Origin of the sequence: Streptomyces sp. NPDC088766 (assembly GCF_044750845.1) — a bacterium.
Taxonomy (GTDB): domain Bacteria; phylum Actinomycetota; class Actinomycetes; order Streptomycetales; family Streptomycetaceae; genus Streptomyces.
In genome coordinates, this window is sequence record NZ_JBIVKQ010000021.1 from 68,584 (window position 1) to 86,952 (window position 18,369).

General features: G+C 72.3%; 14 protein-coding genes. 2 read left to right on the forward strand and 12 right to left on the reverse strand.

The genetic code is table 11. From position 1 onward, the window contains the following. Positions 1-191: 191 nt before the first annotated feature. From ACIP5W_RS26040 to rpe, 4 genes are all read right to left on the reverse strand, one after another. On the reverse strand, positions 192-1,634 hold the full coding sequence (locus tag ACIP5W_RS26040; protein ID WP_401478185.1) for a GuaB1 family IMP dehydrogenase-related protein: 1,443 nt from the start codon (positions 1,632-1,634) through the stop codon (positions 192-194). A gap of 171 nt (positions 1,635-1,805) precedes the next feature. Further along, the gene (locus ACIP5W_RS26045; RefSeq protein ID WP_401478188.1) at positions 1,806-2,126 is read right to left on the reverse strand and encodes a barstar family protein; all 321 of its coding nucleotides are present in this window, start codon (positions 2,124-2,126) and stop codon (positions 1,806-1,808) included. Between the two features lie 141 nt (positions 2,127-2,267). Then, positions 2,268-3,311: a sugar-binding domain-containing protein gene (locus ACIP5W_RS26050; RefSeq protein WP_366057796.1), complete on the reverse strand. Its 1,044-nt coding sequence runs from the start codon at positions 3,309-3,311 to the stop codon at positions 2,268-2,270. A gap of 100 nt (positions 3,312-3,411) precedes the next feature. Further along, entirely contained in the window at positions 3,412-4,098 is a 687-nt protein-coding gene (gene rpe / locus ACIP5W_RS26055; protein ID WP_401478192.1) for a ribulose-phosphate 3-epimerase, read from the reverse strand. Positions 4,099-4,112: 14 nt separating this feature from the next. Between rpe and ACIP5W_RS26060 the strand changes: the two genes are divergently transcribed. Continuing rightward, a complete protein-coding gene (locus tag ACIP5W_RS26060) occupies positions 4,113-6,392 on the forward strand; it encodes an MMPL family transporter (protein ID WP_401478195.1) in 2,280 nt (759 codons plus the stop codon). Here ACIP5W_RS26060 and ACIP5W_RS26065 read toward each other — a convergent pair. Both ACIP5W_RS26065 and fmt read right to left on the reverse strand, forming a co-directional pair. Then, the gene (locus ACIP5W_RS26065) at positions 6,373-7,791 is read right to left on the reverse strand and encodes an RsmB/NOP family class I SAM-dependent RNA methyltransferase (protein ID WP_401478198.1); all 1,419 of its coding nucleotides are present in this window, start codon (positions 7,789-7,791) and stop codon (positions 6,373-6,375) included. The two genes, ACIP5W_RS26060 and ACIP5W_RS26065, sit on opposite strands and share 20 nt — an antisense overlap. A gap of 232 nt (positions 7,792-8,023) precedes the next feature. Next, entirely contained in the window at positions 8,024-8,980 is a 957-nt protein-coding gene (fmt, locus tag ACIP5W_RS26070; RefSeq protein WP_401478201.1) for a methionyl-tRNA formyltransferase, read from the reverse strand. A gap of 272 nt (positions 8,981-9,252) precedes the next feature. Between fmt and ACIP5W_RS26075 the strand changes: the two genes are divergently transcribed. After that, the gene (locus ACIP5W_RS26075; RefSeq protein WP_401478204.1) at positions 9,253-9,798 is read left to right on the forward strand and encodes a hypothetical protein; all 546 of its coding nucleotides are present in this window, start codon (positions 9,253-9,255) and stop codon (positions 9,796-9,798) included. A gap of 133 nt (positions 9,799-9,931) precedes the next feature. Here ACIP5W_RS26075 and ACIP5W_RS26080 read toward each other — a convergent pair whose 3' ends face one another. The 6 genes from ACIP5W_RS26080 to metK form a co-directional block, all read right to left on the reverse strand. After that, positions 9,932-10,951 carry a polysaccharide lyase family 1 protein gene (locus ACIP5W_RS26080; protein WP_401478207.1) on the reverse strand — a complete coding sequence of 340 codons (1,020 nt, stop codon included), beginning with the start codon at positions 10,949-10,951 and terminating at the stop codon, positions 9,932-9,934. A gap of 16 nt (positions 10,952-10,967) precedes the next feature. Continuing rightward, positions 10,968-12,008, reverse strand: a complete 1,041-nt coding sequence (locus tag ACIP5W_RS26085; protein WP_401478210.1) for a polysaccharide lyase family 1 protein — start codon at positions 12,006-12,008, stop codon at positions 10,968-10,970. A gap of 10 nt (positions 12,009-12,018) precedes the next feature. Further along, positions 12,019-13,041, reverse strand: coding sequence for a polysaccharide lyase family 1 protein (locus ACIP5W_RS26090; protein WP_401478213.1), 1,023 nt, complete (start codon positions 13,039-13,041; stop codon positions 12,019-12,021). Between the two features lie 15 nt (positions 13,042-13,056). Then, a complete protein-coding gene (locus ACIP5W_RS26095) occupies positions 13,057-14,112 on the reverse strand; it encodes a polysaccharide lyase family 1 protein (RefSeq protein WP_401478216.1) in 1,056 nt (351 codons plus the stop codon). Between the two features lie 659 nt (positions 14,113-14,771). Next, positions 14,772-16,949, reverse strand: a complete 2,178-nt coding sequence (locus ACIP5W_RS26100) for a primosomal protein N' (RefSeq protein WP_401478219.1) — start codon at positions 16,947-16,949, stop codon at positions 14,772-14,774. Positions 16,950-17,105: 156 nt separating this feature from the next. Next, positions 17,106-18,314: a methionine adenosyltransferase gene (gene metK, locus ACIP5W_RS26105; RefSeq protein WP_363091391.1), complete on the reverse strand. Its 1,209-nt coding sequence runs from the start codon at positions 18,312-18,314 to the stop codon at positions 17,106-17,108. Positions 18,315-18,369: the final 55 nt, after the last annotated feature.

The window sequence follows — 18,369 nt, forward strand, 5'->3', positions numbered from 1 at the left end:
TACGAGGGGGAGCGTTGCCGGTGTAATGCAGCAACCTTGCGCGTATCCGCAAGATCGTTGCGTCTGTCGCGACGGAGTGCCCATTCGTTGCGCGGTGGCGGCGGAGCCCGTCGGCGGCGCGGAAGGGGACGGGCCCGGCGACGGCCGGACCCGCGCTGTCCCCGCGGCGGGGGCACCGCCCCGCGGGATGCTCAGCTCCAGCTGGCGTGCAGGGGCTGGCCCTCCGCGTAGCCGGCCGCGCTCTGGAGGCCGACGACGGCCTTCTCGGCGAACTCCTCCAGGGAGGCGGCACCGGCGTAGGTGCAGGAGGAGCGGACGCCCGCGACGACCGAGTCGATCAGGTCCTCGACGCCCGGACGGCCCGGGTCGAGGAACATGCGCGAGGTGGAGATGCCCTCCTCGAACAGCGCCTTGCGGGCCCGGTCGTACGCCGACTCCTCGGAGGTGCGGTTGCGCACGGCGCGTGCGGACGCCATGCCGAACGACTCCTTGTAGAGCCGTCCGCCGGCGTCCTGCTGGAGGTCGCCCGGGGACTCGTAGGTGCCCGCGAACCAGGAGCCGATCATCACGTTGGACGCGCCGGCCGCGAGGGCCATCGCCACGTCGCGCGGGTGGCGGACGCCGCCGTCGGCCCACACGTGCTTGCCGTACTTCCTCGCCTCGGCCGCGCACTCCAGGACCGCGGAGAACTGCGGCCGGCCCACGCCGGTCATCATGCGGGTGGTGCACATGGCGCCGGGTCCGACGCCGACCTTGATGATGTCGGCGCCCGCGTCGACGAGGTCCTTGACGCCCTCGGCGGAGACGATGTTGCCGGCGACGACCGGGATCTGCGGATCGAGGTCGCGCACCAGCCGGATCGCGCTGATCATGGATTCCTGGTGGCCGTGGGCCGTGTCGATGACGAGGGTGTCGACGCCCGCGTCCAGCAGCAGCTTGGCCTTCTCGGCGAAGTCGCCGTTGATGCCGACGGCGGCGGCGATCCGCAGCCTGCCCCGCGCGTCGGTGGCGGGCCTGTACAGGGTGGCGCGCAGGGCGCCCTTGCGGGTGAGGATGCCGGCCAGCCGGCCGTCCGCGTCGACCGCGGGGGCGTAGCGCCGGTTGGCCGCGTCGAGGGTGTTGAAGGCCTCACGGGGGTCGATGTCCGCGTCCAGGAGCAGCAGGTCCTTGGACATGACCTCGGTGAGCTGTGTGAAGCGGTCGACGCCGCTGAGGTCCGCGTCCGTGACGACACCGACGGGGCGGGAGTCCCCGTCGACGACGACGCCCGCGTTGTGCGCGCGCTTGGGCAGCAGGGCGAGCGCGTCGGCGACGGTCTGGTGCGGGGCGAGCACGATGGGGGTGTCCAGCACGAGGTGGCGGCTCTTGACCCAGGAGATGACGTCGGTGACGACGTCGATCGGGATGTCCTGGGGGATCACCACGAGGCCGCCGCGCCGGGCCACGGTCTCGGCCATCCGGCGCCCGGCGACGGCGGTCATGTTGGCCACGACCAGCGGGATCGTGGTACCCGTGCCGTCCGGGGAGTTGAGGTCCACGCCCAGACGCGATCCGACCGCGCTGCGGCTCGGGACCATGAAGACGTCGTCGTACGTGAGGTCGTACGCGGGCTGGATGTCGTTGAGGAAACGCACGTGCCGCACATCCCAGTCGATCAGAGGTGACCCCCGGACCGGCCGGCCAGGGGGAAGAGCACGTACTTCATTGTCCCACGAGAGCCGTGATGCCCGGCCCGGGACGATCGTCCAGGCTGGTCAGGGCGGTGTTCGGAGGATCGTCCGAGGGATGCCCGCGAGGTCCGCCGGTCAAGCGCCCGGGACGCCCCCGAGGGCGAGCGCCACCGACAGCCCCGGCGTCCGGTCCACGGCCTGCGTGAACACCTCCTCGGCGACCGCCCACTCCCGCGCGTTCTCCCGCGCGTACGGCCGCCAGCCCCGTACGACGAGCAGCAGCCCCCGGCCGGCGCACCCGGCGGGCCAGACGCCGGGGTCGGCGAGGGAGTCGGCGAGCGCGTCCCAGTTGCGCCCGAACCACTCCGGGAGGTCCAGGGCACGGGCGGCACGGTCCATCAGGCCCGCCTTGTCCGTGATCCCGTCGAGGTCCAGCGTGACCTGGTGCTGCGTCATCTCGGTACCGTCCTGAACGAGTCGTGGTGATCGTCGGTGCGGCAGCCCCGGGTGGGCGGGGAAGCACACGGGGGACGCACCGCGGCAGCGTGCGTCGACACTGTCGCGGTGCGTCCCCCCATGACCTGCCGTCAGGGGCGGTCAGGCCCCGTCGGGGTCCGCCCGGTTCAGGGCGGGCCTGGGCGTCGGACCCGCCGTCATCAGGTAGTCCGCGGCCGAGGTGTCGGTCACCAGGCTGGTGACGAGCCCCGAGCGCAGCACCGCATCGATCGCGGCCGCCTTGCGCTGCCCGCCCGCGATCGCGACGACCTCGGGGATACGGCGGAGCTGGTCCGCCTTGACGGTGATGCACCGCTCGCCGAGGTCCCGGCCGACCCGGCGCCCCTCGGAGTCGAAGAGGTGCGCGGACATCTCCGCGGCGACGCCGAGCGAGGCGTAGTGCGCCCGCTCCTCGTCGCTGAGCATGTCGTGCACCGTCGAGATGCCCGGCTCCCAGGAACCGATGGAGACACAGGCGACCGTGACCTTGTCGAAGTACTCGAAGGCCCGGGCGATCCCGGTCTGGTGGCGCAGCGCGATCGCGGTGGCCGCGTCCGGCAGCAGCATCGGCGCGTAGATGGGGTGCGCGTCGCCGCCGGACACCTGGGCGGCGCGGCGGACGGCCTCGACCGAGCCGCGCTCGGCGGTCCCGGCGTCGTACACGCCCGTCAGCTGCACCACCGTGCAGGGCGGCAGCCGGTCCAGCGCCGCCGCCATGTGGATGGTGGACCGGCCCCAGGCCAGGCCCAGGACGTCCCCCTCGTTGAGCAGCTCGCCGAGCAGGTCGGCGGCCACCTCCCCGAGGTTCTCGGGGTCGGGCGACTCCTCGGCGTCGGCCGGGGACTCGACCACCACGGCGTGCCTGAGGCCGTACCTGGCGCGGAGCGCGTCGGAGCGCTCGGCGTCCAGCTCGGCCGGCACGCGGATCTCGATCCGTACGAGATCCCGTTCGAGAGCGGTCTCCAGGACCCGGGCCACCTTGAAGCGGCTGACGCCGAACTCCTCGGCGATCTGGATCTTGGATTTGCCCTCGAGGTAGAAGCGGCGGGCCATGGCCGCCGCCTGCACCAGCTCAGCGGGTCCCATCCGCATGGCTGACCGGCCCGCCGACATACCCGACACGGCGATCTCCTCACTGCTGTTCACACTCTGGATTCGCCGTTCATCCTTGCAGATGCGGCGCACTCGATCGGCCCTGATCGCGGCCGTTCACGTTCCCTTGGTCCCGCGGTCGCCCACCCGTGCGTCAGTGGGCGCACGCCCAGGACGCCTCGGCGGTCGCCCCCTCCGCCCGTGTGCGCAGTGCACGTACCGCCTCGGCCGGGTCCGATGCCCCGTAGACCGCCGAGCCGGCGACGAAGACGTCGGCGCCCGCCTCGGCGCACCGCTCGATGGTGGCGGCCGAGACCCCGCCGTCCACCTGGAGCCAGAGCTCGAGACCGTGCTTGCTGATCAACTCGCGGGTACGGCGAATCTTCGGCAGCATGATGTCGAGGAACGCCTGTCCCCCGAAGCCCGGTTCGACCGTCATGATCAGCAGCATGTCGAGTTCGGGGAGCAGATCCTCGTACGGCTCGACGGGCGTCGCCGGCTTCAGCGCCATCGAGGCGCGCGCCCCCTTGGCACGGATCTCGCGGGCGAGCCGGACCGGCGCGGCGGTCGCCTCGACGTGGAAGGTGACGGAACCGGCCCCCGCCTCGACGTACTGGGGCGCCCAGCGATCGGGGGCCTCGATCATCAGGTGGCAGTCCAGCGGCGTGTCCGTCGCACGGGCCAGAGACTCCACGACCGGCACACCGAGCGTGAGGTTCGGGACGAAATGGTTGTCCATGACGTCGACGTGAAGCCAGTCGGCTCCCTCGACCGCCTTCGCCTCGTCCGCGAGGCGGGCGAAGTCGGCGGACAGGATGCTGGGGTTGATCTGCGCGGCCATGACCCAAGACTGCCATGTCCGGGCACGTTCGTTCGCGCCGGTCCGTATCAAGGACGTTCATCGGATGTTCCACGGGGGCCGCACGTGCCCTTCCGGGCGCTCCACCGGCACCACGTCCGGGAACGGGGGCAACTGTGAGGCAGCTCGACGTCTGGAAACGGGGTGCCGTCCGGCTCGTCTGCGGACGGCGGTCCAAGTGGCTGGTCCTGATCCTCTGGCTGGTCGTCCTGGTGATCGCGGCGCCCTTCGGCGCGAAGCTGAACGACGCCCAGGACAACGACGCCCAGTCCTGGCTGCCGGGCTCCGCCGAGTCCACCCAGGTCCTCAGCCTCTCCGAGGAGTTCCGGCCGGAGCAGATCCCCGCGGTCGTCGTCTACGCCCGCGCCGACGGGCTGACCGCCCAGGACCGGCGGCGGATCGCCGAGGACGTCCGCCAGGTGAGCGCGCTGCGCGCGCACGGCATCCGCGGCGCGGAGGTCAAGGGCCCGTTCTTCGACCGGCCGACGGCACCGCGGGCCGCCCAGATCTACGTGCCCGTCACCATGGACGCGCAGGGCTGGCAGCGCATCGCCCCCGCGGTCGACTCCATCCGCGACGACGTGGGCCGGGGCGAGGACGGACTCACCGTTCACATCACGGGACCCGGCGGCACGTCGGCCGACTTCTCCAAGGCCTTCGAAGGCATCGACACGACGCTGCTGTTCTCCGCGATGGCCGTCGTGGTCGTGATGCTCCTGTTCACCTTCCGCAGCCCGGTCCTGCTGTTCGTGCCGCTGCTCGGGGTGGTGGCCGCGCTGTACACGGCCCAGGCTCTGATCTACTTCCTCGCCACGCACGCCGGCCTGACGGTCAACGGCCAGAGCGCGGGCATCCTGACGGTGCTCGTCTTCGGTGCGGGGACCGACTACGCGCTGCTGCTGGTCGCCCGCTACCGGGAGGAGCTGCGCCGCCACCACGACCGGCACGAGGCGATGGGGCTGGCCCTCAACCGCGCCGGCCCGGCGGTCGTCGCCTCCGGCGCCACGGTCGTGCTGAGCATGCTGGTGCTGCTGGTCGCCGAGATGAACTCGACCCGGGGCCTGGGCCCGGTCGCCGCCATCGGTGTCGCGGTCGCCCTGCTGGCGATGCTCACCCTCTTCCCGGCCCTGCTGCTCGTCTTCGGCCGCTGGATCTTCTGGCCGGCCGTTCCGCACGAGGGGTCCGCCGATCCCACCGTGGGCGGCGTGTGGGCCCGTACCGGCCGCGGTATCGCCCGCCGTCCCCGCATGGTGTGGGGCATCACGGCCGCGGTGCTGGCGGCCCTGTCCCTCGGTCTGTTCCAGCTGCGCGCGGCGGGCATCGCCAACGCGGACGCCCTCACCGGCGAACCGGACTCGATCGTCGGGCAGAAGGTGTCGGCACGCTACTTCCCGGCCGGCGCAGGTGATCCGCTGGTGATCGTGTCGAACACGGACCGGGCCGAGCAGGTGGGCCGCACGGTCGCCGCGGACCCGGGTGTCGTCCCGGCGAGCATCGGCGTACCGGCCGGAACCGCGCCCGAGCACGACGGGAAGGTGCTGCTGGAGGCGACGATGCGCGCACCCGCCGACAGTTCCGAGGCCAAGGCGACCGTGGAGCGCGTACGCGATGCGGTGCACGCCGTGCCCGGCGCCGACGCGCAGGTGGGCGGCGGCACCGCGGCCCTGCTGGACATGGACGAGGCCCAGACCCACGACAACTACCTGGTCATCCCCCTCGTCCTGGTCGTGGTGCTGATCGTGCTCAGTGTGCTGCTGCGCGCCCTGGTGGCGCCGCTGCTGCTGATCGGGACGGTGGTGCTGTCCCTGGCCACCGCGCTCGGCCTGAGCGCCCTCGTCTTCCGGCACGTCTTCGACTACGCGGGCGAGGACGTGGCCTTCCCGCTGTTCGTGTTCGTGTTCCTGGTGGCGCTGGGCATCGACTACAACATCTTCCTGACGACACGCATCCGCGAGGAGTCGATCCGTCAGGGCACCCGGCCCGGCGTGGTCACCGGCCTGGCCACGACCGGGGCGGTGATCACCTCGGCCGGTCTGGTCCTGGCCGGCACCTTCGCCGCGCTCGGCACGCTTCCCGTACTGGGCTTCGCCGAGATCGGCTTCGCGGTCGCGCTGGGCGTCCTGCTGGACACCTTCGTCGTCCGGTCCGTCCTGGTCACCGCGCTCTTCCTCGACGTGGGCGAGAAGGTGTGGTGGCCGCACCCGATGGCCCGCCGGGACGGCGCGGCAGCGCGGACGGGCCGGCCGGAGGCGCCGGTCAGCCGGTCCTCCGAATGAGCGCCAGGTACATCGCGTCGGTGCCGTGCACGTGCGGCCACAGCTGGACGTCGGGCCCGTCGCCGAGGGCGGGCACGCCCGGGAGCAGGGGCCTGGCATCGACCAGTTCGGCCGCCGGGAACTGCTTGAGCAGGTCGGCGACGACGGCCCGGGTCTCCGCGAGATGCGGGGAGCAGGTGGCGTACCCGACGACGCCCCCGACCCGTACGGACTCCAGGGCGGTCCGCAGCAGGCCGCGCTGCAGGGGTGCGAAGCCGTCCAGGTCCTCGGGCCTGCGCCGCCAGCGCGCCTCGGGCCGGCGGCGCAGGGCGCCGAGTCCGGTGCAGGGGACGTCCATCAGCACCCGGTCGAAGGAACCGGGCCGCCACGGCGGCCGCGTCCCGTCGGCGGCGACGACCTGGTACGGCCCGGGGTTCCCGGCGAGCGCCTTGGCCACGAGCCCGGCCCGGTGCGGCTGCTTCTCCGAGGCGAGCAGCACGGCGCCGCGTTCGGCGGCGAGCGCCGCCAGCAGCGCGGCCTTGCCACCGGGCCCGGCGCAGCCGTCGAGCCAGCGCGTGTCGGAGCCCTCCAGCGGCGCGTTGGCGAGCGCGAGCGCCACCAGCTGGCTCCCCTCGTCCTGCACGCCCGCGCGCCCGGACCGCACGGCCTCGATCGCGCCGGGTTCGCCGCCCTCGGTGAGCCGCACGGCGTACGGCGACCAGCGTCCGGGGACGGCGGCCTCCTCGCGCAGCAGCTCCTCCGTCGTGGCCCGGCCGGGCCGGGCGACCAGGGTCACCTCGGGCCGCTCGTTGTCGGCCTCCAGCAGTTCCTCGATGCCGGCCCGGCCGCCGCCGAGGGAGTCCCACAGCGCGGAGACGACCCAGCGCGGGTGCGAGTGGACGACGGCGAGATGGTCCTCGGGGTCGTCGTCGTAGGGCGGGGCGATCTTCTCGATCCAGGTGTCGAGGTCGTGCTGGGCGACCTTGCGCAGGACCGCGTTGACGAACTTGGCCCGCCCGTCGCCGAGCACCACCCGCGCCAGCTCGACGGAGGCGGACACGGCGGCGTGCGTCGGGATGCGGGTCCCCAGCAGCTGGTGCGCACCGAGGCTGAGCACGTCGAGGACGGGCGGATCGACCTCCCGCAGCGGCCGGTCGACACACGCGGCGACGATCGCGTCGTACGTCCCCTGCCGGCGCAGCGTCCCGTACACCAGCTCGGTGGCGAGGGCGGCGTCCCGCGCGTCGAAGTCCCCGCTCGCCCGCGCCTTGCGCAGCAGCGGCGGCAGCACGAGGTTGGCGTAGGCGTCCCGCTCGTCCACGGCCCGCAGCACCTCGAACGCGAGGAAGCGGACGGGGTCCTTCTTGGGCCGACGGTGGGGCTTGCCGGTGGTGCGGGGACGGCGGGGCTGCTCGCTCACGAAAAAGGTGCTCCGGATTGCAGGATGACGGTACGCCCAGCCTACGACGGGCGGGCGGGCCCCGGTGCGGGAGCGTCGCTCCCCCGGCCGCTCCGCCGGCTGCCCCTCCGGTCGCGCCCTCTGCCGCTCCCCCGGCTGCCCCTCCGGTCACTCCCCGGGCTGCCTGCCCGGCCACCGTTCCGGTCGCCCCTGCGACTGCTCCCGGCGGCTGCCGCCCCGGCCCCGGCGTCGGCTACTCGCCCGCCCGCTGCCCGGCGGGCTCCCCGACCCGCTCGCCGTCCGTGATGCGCACCCCGCGGGCCCAGTCGGCCGCCCGCATCGGCTTCTTGCCCTGCGCCTGCACCCACAGCAGCTCGACGGCGTGCGATCCGGTGCCGACGTGCACGCTGTTCTTGCCGACGGCCAGGGCACCCGGCGCGAGGTCGTCACGTCCCGGCGCGGTCTGCACCTGGACGAGCTTGAGCCGCTCACCGCGGAACGTCGTCCAGGCACCCGGCGCGGGAGTGCACCCGCGCACGACCCGGTCGACGCGCAGCGCCGGAACGGCCCAGTCGACCTGCGCGTCCTCGACGGTGATCTTCGGCGCGAGGGTGATGCCGTCCTGCGGCTGCGGTACGGCCTGCAGCGAGCCGTCCTCGATCCCGTCCATGGTGGCGGCGAGCAGCCCGGCGCCGGCGAACGCCAGCCGGGTGAGCAGGTCACCGCTGGTGTCGGTGGGCCGGATCTCCTCCGTCACCGTGCCGTAGACGGGCCCGGAGTCGAGCCCCTCCTCGATGAGGAAGGTGGAGGCGCCGGTGATCTCGTCCCCCGCCATGACGGCATGCTGCACGGGCGCGGCCCCCCGCCAGGCGGGCAGCAGCGAGAAGTGCAGGTTGACCCAGCCGTGGGCCGGGATGTCGAGGGCCACCTTGGGCAGCAGGGCGCCGTAGGCGACGACGGGACAGCAGTCCGGGGCGATCTCCCTGAGCCGCGCCAGGAACTCCGGCTCGCGCGGCCGGGCCGGCTTCAGCACCTCGATCCCGGCCTCCTCGGCCCGCTGCGCCACGGGGGAGGCGACCAGCCTGCGACCCCGCCCCGCCTGCGCGTCGGGCCGCGTGACGACGGCGGCCACCTCGTGCCGCCCGGAGGCGAGCAGGGCGTCCAGAGCGGGAACGGCGACCTCGGGGGTACCGGCGAAGACGAGCTTCATGGGTGGGCACGGGCCTCTCGAAGGGAACGGACGACGGGCGACGCACAAGTTTATTGCGCCACCGGGGAAAGCCGCCGACGGCACGGAACACCCACGGCGGGCCGAAGGCCGGCCGGCGCCCCTCGCCGGGGGCGTACGCGTATGTCCATACGCCCCCACACCGTGACCAGCGGAGCGCATCCGCGTTGGTCAAGACAGAGTTGACCACACCGGACCGCGCCTCACCGCGGGCCGCCCCTTATCTCTTCAACGCCGGTTCGAGAGGCTTGTTCATGGCCGACCACGCAACCCACGACGCCCAGGCCCGTGCCAGCCTGCAACTGCTGGTGCGGGACATCGAGCGGGTCCGCCGGCAGGTGGACGCGCTGCGCACCCTGACGGCCCAGCTGGGCAACGTCTACCGCCCGCGCCGCTCCGGCCCGTCCACGGGCTTCGTCGTCTACGGACGCGCCCCCGCCCCGACGGTCCGCCTCGCCCAGGAACTGCGGGACAGCGTCGAGACCCTGGTCACCGCGGCGGTGGACTTCGACCGCTCGCTCGGCTTCTCGTGGGACGCGGTGGGCTCCGCGCTCGGCGTGACCAAGCAGGCCGTCCACCGCCGCTACGGCGCCCGCCGTGCCGCCGCCCGGACGGACACGGAGGCCGACCGGACGGCGGCCGAGACACCGGCCTCCCGCACGGTCGACGTGGGCACCGGCATCTCCGTGGTCCCCACGGTCCCTGCGGCCCGCTCGATGCCGACCCAGCCGACGGCGGGCAGCTCGTCCCTGCGCGAGGACGTCAGATCCACGGCCTTCCCCGGCCTGCGGAACGGCTGACCCCTCCCACCTGCCCCCTCGGCGCGCCCGAGGGGGCAGACGCACGTCGTGGCAGCCGGGGCGGACGCACGTCCTGGCCGGCAGGGCGGACACATACAGCTGTCCTCGGCGGTGGTCCGCCGCGGAATCCGGCTCAGAGGCCTGTGGTGCCCGGACCCGCGCCCTGCATCACGGCGTCCTTGACGCTCTGCGGGTCGTCGACGGTGTAGTCGTAGTAGTCCGCCGGGTCCTCGACGCTGCCGCCCGTGACCGGTTCGCCGGTGTCGCCGACGAAGACGTTGTTCCGTTCGACGATGTTGCCCTCCGGTCCCGAGTAGCTGTTGGTCATGGGCTCTTCGACGTCGTCGAAGTAGTTGCCCTCGACGAAGCAGCCCGAGTCCGCGTTGCAGGCAGGGCCGGTGTCACTGTTGTCGAGGAAGTAGTTGTTGTAGATGTGGACCGGGTCGCCGAAGCGGGTGCGCGGATTGCGCTGCGAGGTACGGTCGTACCAGTTGTGGTGGTAGGTCACCTTCAGCCGGCCGATGTCCTGGGCGCCGTTCTTGTCGGAGTGGCCCAGCAGCATGTTCTTGGCGTGGTGATGGGTGCGGTTCCAGGAGACGGTGATGTAGCTGGAGCCCCGCTTGATGTCGATCAGCCCGTCGTACCCGGCGGACAGGTCGTTGTGGTCGATCCAGATGTGGTGCGAGAACATCTGGACGTTGATGGAGTCGTCACTGGCGTTCTTGAACGTCAGGTTGCGGACGATGACGTTGTGCACGGCGTTCGTGGGGGGTGAGGTGACGCTGTCACTCACCGGGAGGCCGATGTTCAGGCCGCCGCCGGTGATACCGGAACTCGCGCCGACACCGATGATCGTCTTGTCGGAGCTGACGTCGTACATCCCGGCAGGCAGCGTGATCATGCCGTTGACGCGGACGGTCGCCGGGCCCTCGGCCTTGACGGCGGCGATGAGGTCGGCGGCGGTGGAGACGGTCACGGTCGGACCGCCCGCGCCGCCGGTGGTGCCGTTCTGGCCCCATGCGTCGACGCTCGCGAATCCGGCCGGCGCCGACTCCGCCAGTACGGCAGGGGCCGAGGGAGTGGGTGAGGGAGCGGCCGCTGTGGCGGTCAGCGCGGCCAGGGCCGTGACGAGGAGGGTGCCTTTGCGATGCATCGTGTGTCCTCCGGGTTCAGGCGATCCTGCCGACACCGACGCCGGCCGGGACGGTGGTGGGAACGGTCGACGGGGCGTCGAGGGTGTACGCGTAGTAGGTGCGCGGCTCGATCACGGTGCCCAGCGTCTGGGGGGCTCCGGAGTTGACGTAGAGGTTGTTCCGCTCCACCACCCGGCCGGGCCCGCTCTCGTCGTAGCCGGAGTAGATCGGATGCGCGACGTCCTCGAAGTAGTTGCCTTCGACCAGCACGCCCGCGTCCTCGGTCGAGGCCACACCGTAGAGCCGGTTGTCGCGGTAGTAGTTGTTGTAGACGTGCACCGGCTCGGCGAACCGCACCCGCGGGTGGCGCTGGTCGGTGCCGTCGAAGAAGTTGTGGTGGTACGTCACGCGCAGCTTGCCCCGGTCGGCTGTGTGGCTGTCGTTGTGGCCGAGCAGACACGTCTTGCTGTGGTCGTGGAAGTGGTTCCAGGAGACGGTGACGAAGTCCGACTCCCGCTTGATGTCGAGCAGTCCGTCGTACGCCCGCGAGAAGTCGCAGTGGTCGATCCACACGTGGTGGGCACGGTTGGTGACGCTGACGGAGTCGTCGGAGCTGTCGCTGAAGCGGATGTTGCGGATGATGACGTTGTTGCCGGGCCTGGTCGTGGAACCGAGTTGGAGACCACCGCCGGTGATCTCAGCGGTGGAACCGACGCCGAGGACCGACTTGTCGGCCACCACGGTGATCATGCCGTCGATCTCGATGCGGCCGGACACCAGGACGACGTACGGGGAGTTGCGGCCCACGTAGTCGGCGAGCTGGGCACCGGTGTTCACCGTCACGGTGGGTCCGGCGACACCGCCCGTGGTGCCGGGCAGGCCCAGCGCGCTGACACTCGCGAAGCCGTCGGCGCTCTGCACAGCCACAGCGGCGAGCCGGCCCGGGCCGGTGGAGGCCGCCCGGGCGCGCGGGGCCGCGCCGACCGCCAGCAGGGCGGCGGAAGCCGCGGTGGCGGTGGTGCCTGCGAGCAGGCGGCGGCGGGTGATCGGGGGGACCGCCGGGGGGACTTCTGACACGAGAGCTCCTTCAGATCCGGCCGGCGCCGGCGCCGGCGGGCACGATGGCGGGAAGGTCAGCGGGGGCGTCGAGGGTGTACGCGTAGTAGGTGCGCGGCTCGATCACGGTGCCCAGCGTCTCGGGCGTCCCGCAGCGCACGTAGACGTTGTTCCGCTCCACCACCCGGCCGGGCCCGCTCTCGTCGTAGCCGGAGTAGATCGGATGCGCGACGTCCTCGAAGTAGTTGCCTTCGACCAGCACGCCCGCGTCCTCGGTCGAGGCCACACCGTAGAGCCGGTTGTCGCGGTAGTAGTTGTTGTAGACGTGCACCGGCTCGGCGAACCGCACCCGCGGGTGGCGCTGGTCGGTGCCGTCGAAGAAGTTGTGGTGGAAACTGATCCGCAGCTTGCCCCGGTCCTGGCTTCCGTTGGCGTCCGAATGACCGATCAGCATCGTCTTGCTGTGGTCGTGGAAGTGGTTCCAGGAGACGGTGATGTAGTCCGCGCCGCGCACGATGTCGATCAGACCGTCCGCGCCCGTGCTGAAGGTGCAGTGGTCGATCCAGATGTGGTGCGAGGACTGCTGGATGCTGAGGGAGTCGTCGTCGGCGCCGGTGAACCGCAGGTTCCGGATGATCACGTTCTCTCTGCGGTACATGTCGAGGCCGCCACCGGTGATCTCCGCGTCGTCGCCCAGCCCGACGATGGTCTTGTTGGAGCGGACGCCCTGCTTGCTGCTGATGCGCAGGGTGCCCGAGACCTGGATGACGTAGGGCTCGTTGCGGTCGCAGTAGTCCAGGAACGTGTCGGCGTCGGTGACGGTGACCACCGGTCCGCCGGCCCCGCCCGTGGTGCCGGACAGACCCAGCGCGGGAACGCCCGCGAAGCCGTCGGCGCTCTGCGCCGCCAGGGCGGCTCGCGTCCGTCGTACCGAAGCGGGTGCGGCGGCCCACGCGTGACCGTTACCGCCGGTGGCCGGCAGAGCGGCGAAGGCCGCGGTGGCGGCGGCGCCCGTGAGCAGGCCGCGGCGGCTGATGTGGGGGAGGTTCTTCATCGTCGACTCCGTCTCTCAGATCTTCCCGACGCCGGCCCCGGCCGGGACGACGGTCGGGACCTCGGCTGCCCGGTGCGGGGTGTAGACGTAGTACGTGCGCGGCTCGACGACCGAACCCCGCGTCTCGATGGCGTGGTTGCACTCGACGAGGATGTTGTCGCGTGCGACGAGTCGGCCGAGGTCACCGCTGAAGTCCACGCGGGCGGGGTTGTTGACGCTGTGGAAGTAGTTGCCTTCCAGCACCACCCCTGCGTCCATGGCGGAGGCCACGCCGTAACTGTTGTCGCGGTAGTAGTTGTTGTAGACGTGCACCGGCTCGGCGAACCGCACCCGCGGATTGCGCTGGTCGGAGGCGTCGAAGTAGTTGTGGTGGTAGGTGACGCGCAGTCGGCCGCGGTCCTGTGCGGCGTTGTCGTCGTCGTGCCCGAGCAGCAGCGTCTTGTCATGGTCGTGGAACCGGTTCCACGACACGGTGACGAAGTCCGAGCCGCGTTTGATGTCCACGGCGCCGTCGTCACCGTTGGAGAAGTCGTTGTGGTCGATCCAGATGTGGTGCGAGAACATCTGGACGTTGATCAGGTCGTCCGTGGCTCCGTCGAACGACAGGTTGCGGATGATGATGTTGTGCACCGCGTCGGCAGGTGGCGAGGTGACGCCTTCGCTCACAGGGAGGCCGATGTGCAGACCGCCGCCGGTCAGGCGGGCGGTGCCGCCCAGTCCGATGACGGTCTTGTCCGAAGCGACCGGGTGCATGCCGTCGCTGGAGCCGGTGGGCAGCGTGATCGTGCCGCTGACCTGCACGACCAGGGGTTCGGGGCGAGAGATGTAGTCGAGGAACTGCGCGGCGGTGGCAGCCGTGACGACCGGGCCGCCCGCGCCACCGGTGGTGCCGTTCTGACCGAGGGCGCTGACGGAGGCGAAGCCGTCGGCGGTCGCGGCAGAGACAGAGGGGGAGAGTGAGGGGGAGGGGGAGGCCGAGAGGGCCGTGGAGGAGGCGGAGGAGAAACCGACCGGCGAGGTGACGAGGAAGGAGGCGAGCAGTGCGGCGGCGGTCGGTCCGGCTCGAGACACGCGGCGTTCGAATAATCGCATGGGGGGACAGCCCTTTCTATGCCATCTTTCGATCATGTCGAAGAGGGTGCTCTTTGAGGGGCTGTGCTGCATGAATGGCGGCCCACTTCGGGGCAAGCGCTTTCTCCAGAACGTAAAACTGTTGTCTTGGGCACGTCAATAGTCGTGCACGTGCGGCGAAGGGACGACGGCCCGCGTCTCCGCTGTGGCCGGTGGGGTCGATGTCGTGGATTCGGCAGCCGCACAGGCTCTCCCCGTCTCGCGCACCCGTCCGAGAGCACACGCCGGCCCCGGCCGTCGACCCTGGCAGGTGCGTCGCGCGGCGGCCGGCCGGACCCGGGCGGCTCTTTCCCCGGCGCGCGAACCTGGAACGGCGGCCGGCCGCGTCGCCACCGCGGTACATCGCCCCCGTCATCTTTTCCGTGGCCCTGCAACGGGGCGCCTGGCCGCCGGGCCCGGTATGGCTGTGTGCCCCCTGTCGTACGGATGACCTGGGGAAGGTGTTGCCGCCGGGCTTCAGGACACCGCTTGACCGCTGACGAGGGGCCTGATGACCACCTGGTCCGACGTTCCCAAAAGCAGTATCAACCCCTGCAGGCCGACCTCACCGGGGTCGACGGAACAGACAGGGGCCCCAGCCGACCGTCACCCGGTGTCCGTCACCCGATGTCGGGCGGATCCACCCGCACCCACACCGCCCCCGAGGCTCCCTCGCCCCGCGAGGCCGCACCGCCCCGCGCCGTCCGTGCGGCCTGCGCCGCCTTGAGCGCGGCGGCCAGGGCGGCCCCCTTCCCCGGCGGCACCCGGACCAGCGCCCGCTCCCACTGCTCACCGGGCGGCGGCGCCCCCGGCCGCCGGGGCCGCCCCGCGGGAGTGACCGGCAGCGGGACGGGGCCCAGCAACTCGGCCTCCCCGGGCAGTTCCACGGAACCGAGGAAAGCAGCAACCGCCTCCCCCGTCCCGATGACGGCCGCCATCCGCGACACCGGAGGAAAGCCCAGCTCGGCCCGTTCCGACAGTTCGCGCACGGCGTGTCCGACGGGGTCCCACCGCACCAGTGCCTGCACCGGCCGCAGGGTCGGCTCGGCGACGACGACCACGGTCCCCCCGTCGGCCTGCGGCCGTACCAGGGAGGCGGCCGCGATCCAGCGCCGCAGCGCGTCCTCCCCGGCCCGCAGGTCGGGCCGTCCGACCATGGCCCAGCCGTCCAGCAGCAGGGCCGCCGCGTACCCGCCCTCGGCGACGGGCTCGGCACCCGGTGTGCTCACGACGAGCGCGGGTGTGCCCGGCACGGTGTCCAGCACCTGCTCCCGCCCGGACGTCCGCACCGGTACGGCGGGGAACGCCCGGCCCAGTTCCTCGGCGGTCCGCCGCGCGCCGACGACCTGCGCACGCAGCCGGAAGCCTCCGCACTCCGGGCAGTGCCAGGCCCCCTCCTCGCGCCCGCACCAGCCGCACCACAGCGCCCCGCCGTCCCGCGCCTCCAGGGGCCCAAAGCAGTGCCGGCACCGGGCGGGTGCCCGGCAGGCGGCGCACGCCATGCGCGGCACGTAGCCGCGCCGCGGCACCTGCACGAGCACAGGCCCGTGCCGCAGTCCCTCGCGGACGGCCTGCCAGGCGAGGCTGGGGAGCCGGGCGGCCCGGGCGGCCTCGTCGCGGGCGAGTTCCTGGTCCCCCACGGTCCGCACCAGCGGCACGGCCCGGCGCACCTGCTCCCGGGTGGCCACCAGGGGCCGCGCCCACCCGCTCTCGACGAGCTGCGCCCCCTCGACGGTGCAGCTCCAACCTCCCATCAGAAAGCCGCACTTGTCCTGCGCCGCCCGCAGCAGCAGCACATCGCGCGCGTGCGGCTGCGGGGCATGCTGCTCGCTGTGGCTGTCGTCCCCGTCGTCCCACACCGCGACCAGTCCCAGGTCGCGCACCGGCGCGAACATGGCGGCCCGCGTTCCGACGACCGCCCGTACGCTCCCGCGCCGCACGGCGAGCCATTCCCGGTACCGCTTCTCCGGCCCGGCGTCGGCCGTGAGCAGAGCATGACGCCCCTCCCCCAGCAGGGCCGTCAGGGCGCCGTCCACGCGCGCGGCGGCCCGCCCGTCCGGTACGACGACGAGCGCCCCGCGCCCCGAGGCCAGCGCCGCGGCGACGGCCCGCGCCAGTTCCTCGCTCCACTCGGGACCGGGCAGCGCGTTCCACACCGCCCTGGGGGACCCTCCCCGGGCCAGCGCGTCGAGGAACGCGGCCCCGTGCTCGTACCGCCCCCACGAGCCCGGTGGCGGGGCCGGTGGCGGGGGAAGCGGCGCGGGTGAGGGCCGCTGCTCGGCCCGGGCGCTGCGCGGCGGCACGGCCAGCTGGAGCACGTCCGCCAGGCTGCCCGCGTACCGGTCGGCCACGGACCGCGCCAGCCCCAGCAGTTCCGGGCTCAGCACGGGCTCGGGCGACACGACCTGGGCGAGGGCGGCCAGCGGCCCGGCGTAGTCCGACTCGGCGAGCCGTTCGACGAGAAACCCGTCGATCAGCCCGCCGCCCTCCCGGCGCCCCTCGCGCACCCGCCCGCGACCGGCACCGAACCGTACCCGCACCCGCACGCCCGGCTGGGCGTCCGCGTCCAGCTCGGCCGGCACCGCGTAGTCGAAGTACCGGTCGAGATGCAGGACGCCCTTGTCGACGAGCACCCGCGCGACCGGCAGCTTCTCGGCGAGCGCGGCCCCCCGCCAGGTCCGCGGCTTCGCCCGCGGCGCCTTGGCCTGCCGCACACTCTCGCGGAGAAGCGCGAGCTGCTCCGGCGGCGCACCGTCCCCGCCGCCACCGCCCTCCCGCTGCCCGTTCTCGCTGCTCACGCCTGCATTCATACCAAACGCCGCTGACAACGGCTGCTCCCGAGCGCCCGCACTCCCCGGTCCCGCCGGCCGCGGGCGACGCCGCGCAACGCCGAGGCCCGGCCTCCCCGAAGAAGTCGGGGAGGCCGGGCCCGGTGAGTCGCGGTGACGGTGGCCTCAGAGGCCCGCCGCCTCCTTCAGCGCGGCCACGCGGTCCGTACGCTCCCACGTGAAGTCGGGCAGCTCGCGGCCGAAGTGGCCGTACGCGGCGGTCTGGGCGTAGATCGGGCGGAGCAGGTCGAGGTCGCGGATGATCGCGGCCGGGCGGAGGTCGAAGACCTCGTCGATGGCCTTCTCGATCTTCTCGGGGTCGATCTTGTGCGTGCCGAAGGTCTCGACGAACAGACCGACCGGCTCGGCCTTGCCGATCGCGTACGCGACCTGGACCTCGCAGCGCGCGGCCAGGCCGGCGGCGACGACGTTCTTCGCGACCCAGCGCATCGCGTAGGCGGCGGAGCGGTCGACCTTGGACGGGTCCTTGCCGGAGAAGGCACCGCCGCCGTGGCGGGCGAAGCCGCCGTACGTGTCGATGATGATCTTGCGGCCGGTCAGACCCGCGTCGCCCATCGGGCCGCCGATCTCGAAACGGCCGGTGGGGTTGACCAGCAGACGGTAGTTCTCGGTGTCGATCTTGATGCCCTCGTCCAGCAGCGCCTTCAGCTCCGGCTCGACGACGAACTCGCGGATGTCGGGCGTGAGCAGCGAGTCCAGGTCGATGTCGGACGCGTGCTGCGAGGAGACGACGACGGTGTCCAGACGGACCGCCTTGTCGCCGTCGTACTCGATGGTGACCTGGGTCTTGCCGTCGGGGCGCAGGTAGGGGATGGTCCCGTTCTTGCGGACGTCCGAGAGGCGCTTCGACAGGCGGTGGGCCAGGAAGATCGGGAGCGGCATCAGCGTCGGCGTCTCGTCGGAGGCGTAGCCGAACATCAGGCCCTGGTCGCCCGCGCCCTGCCTGTCCAGCTCGTCGTCGTCACCCTCGACCCGCGTCTCGTACGCCGTGTCGACACCCTGGGCGATGTCCGGGGACTGCGCGCCGATGGACACCGAGACGCCGCAGGAGGCGCCGTCGAAGCCCTTCTTCGAGGAGTCGTAACCGATCTCCAGGATCTTGTCCCGGACCAGCTGCGGGATCGGCGCGTACGCCTTGGTGGTGACCTCGCCGGCCACGTGCACCAGGCCGGTCGTGATCAGGGTCTCTACGGCGACCCGGGACGTGGGGTCCTCGCGCAGGAGCGCGTCGAGAATGGTGTCGCTGATCTGGTCAGCGATCTTGTCGGGGTGACCCTCGGTCACGGACTCCGAGGTGAACAGGCGACGGGACACAACGCTCCCTGGGGTTGCAGCGGCTGCTGGCTGATCATGGGCGGACGTGACGGGA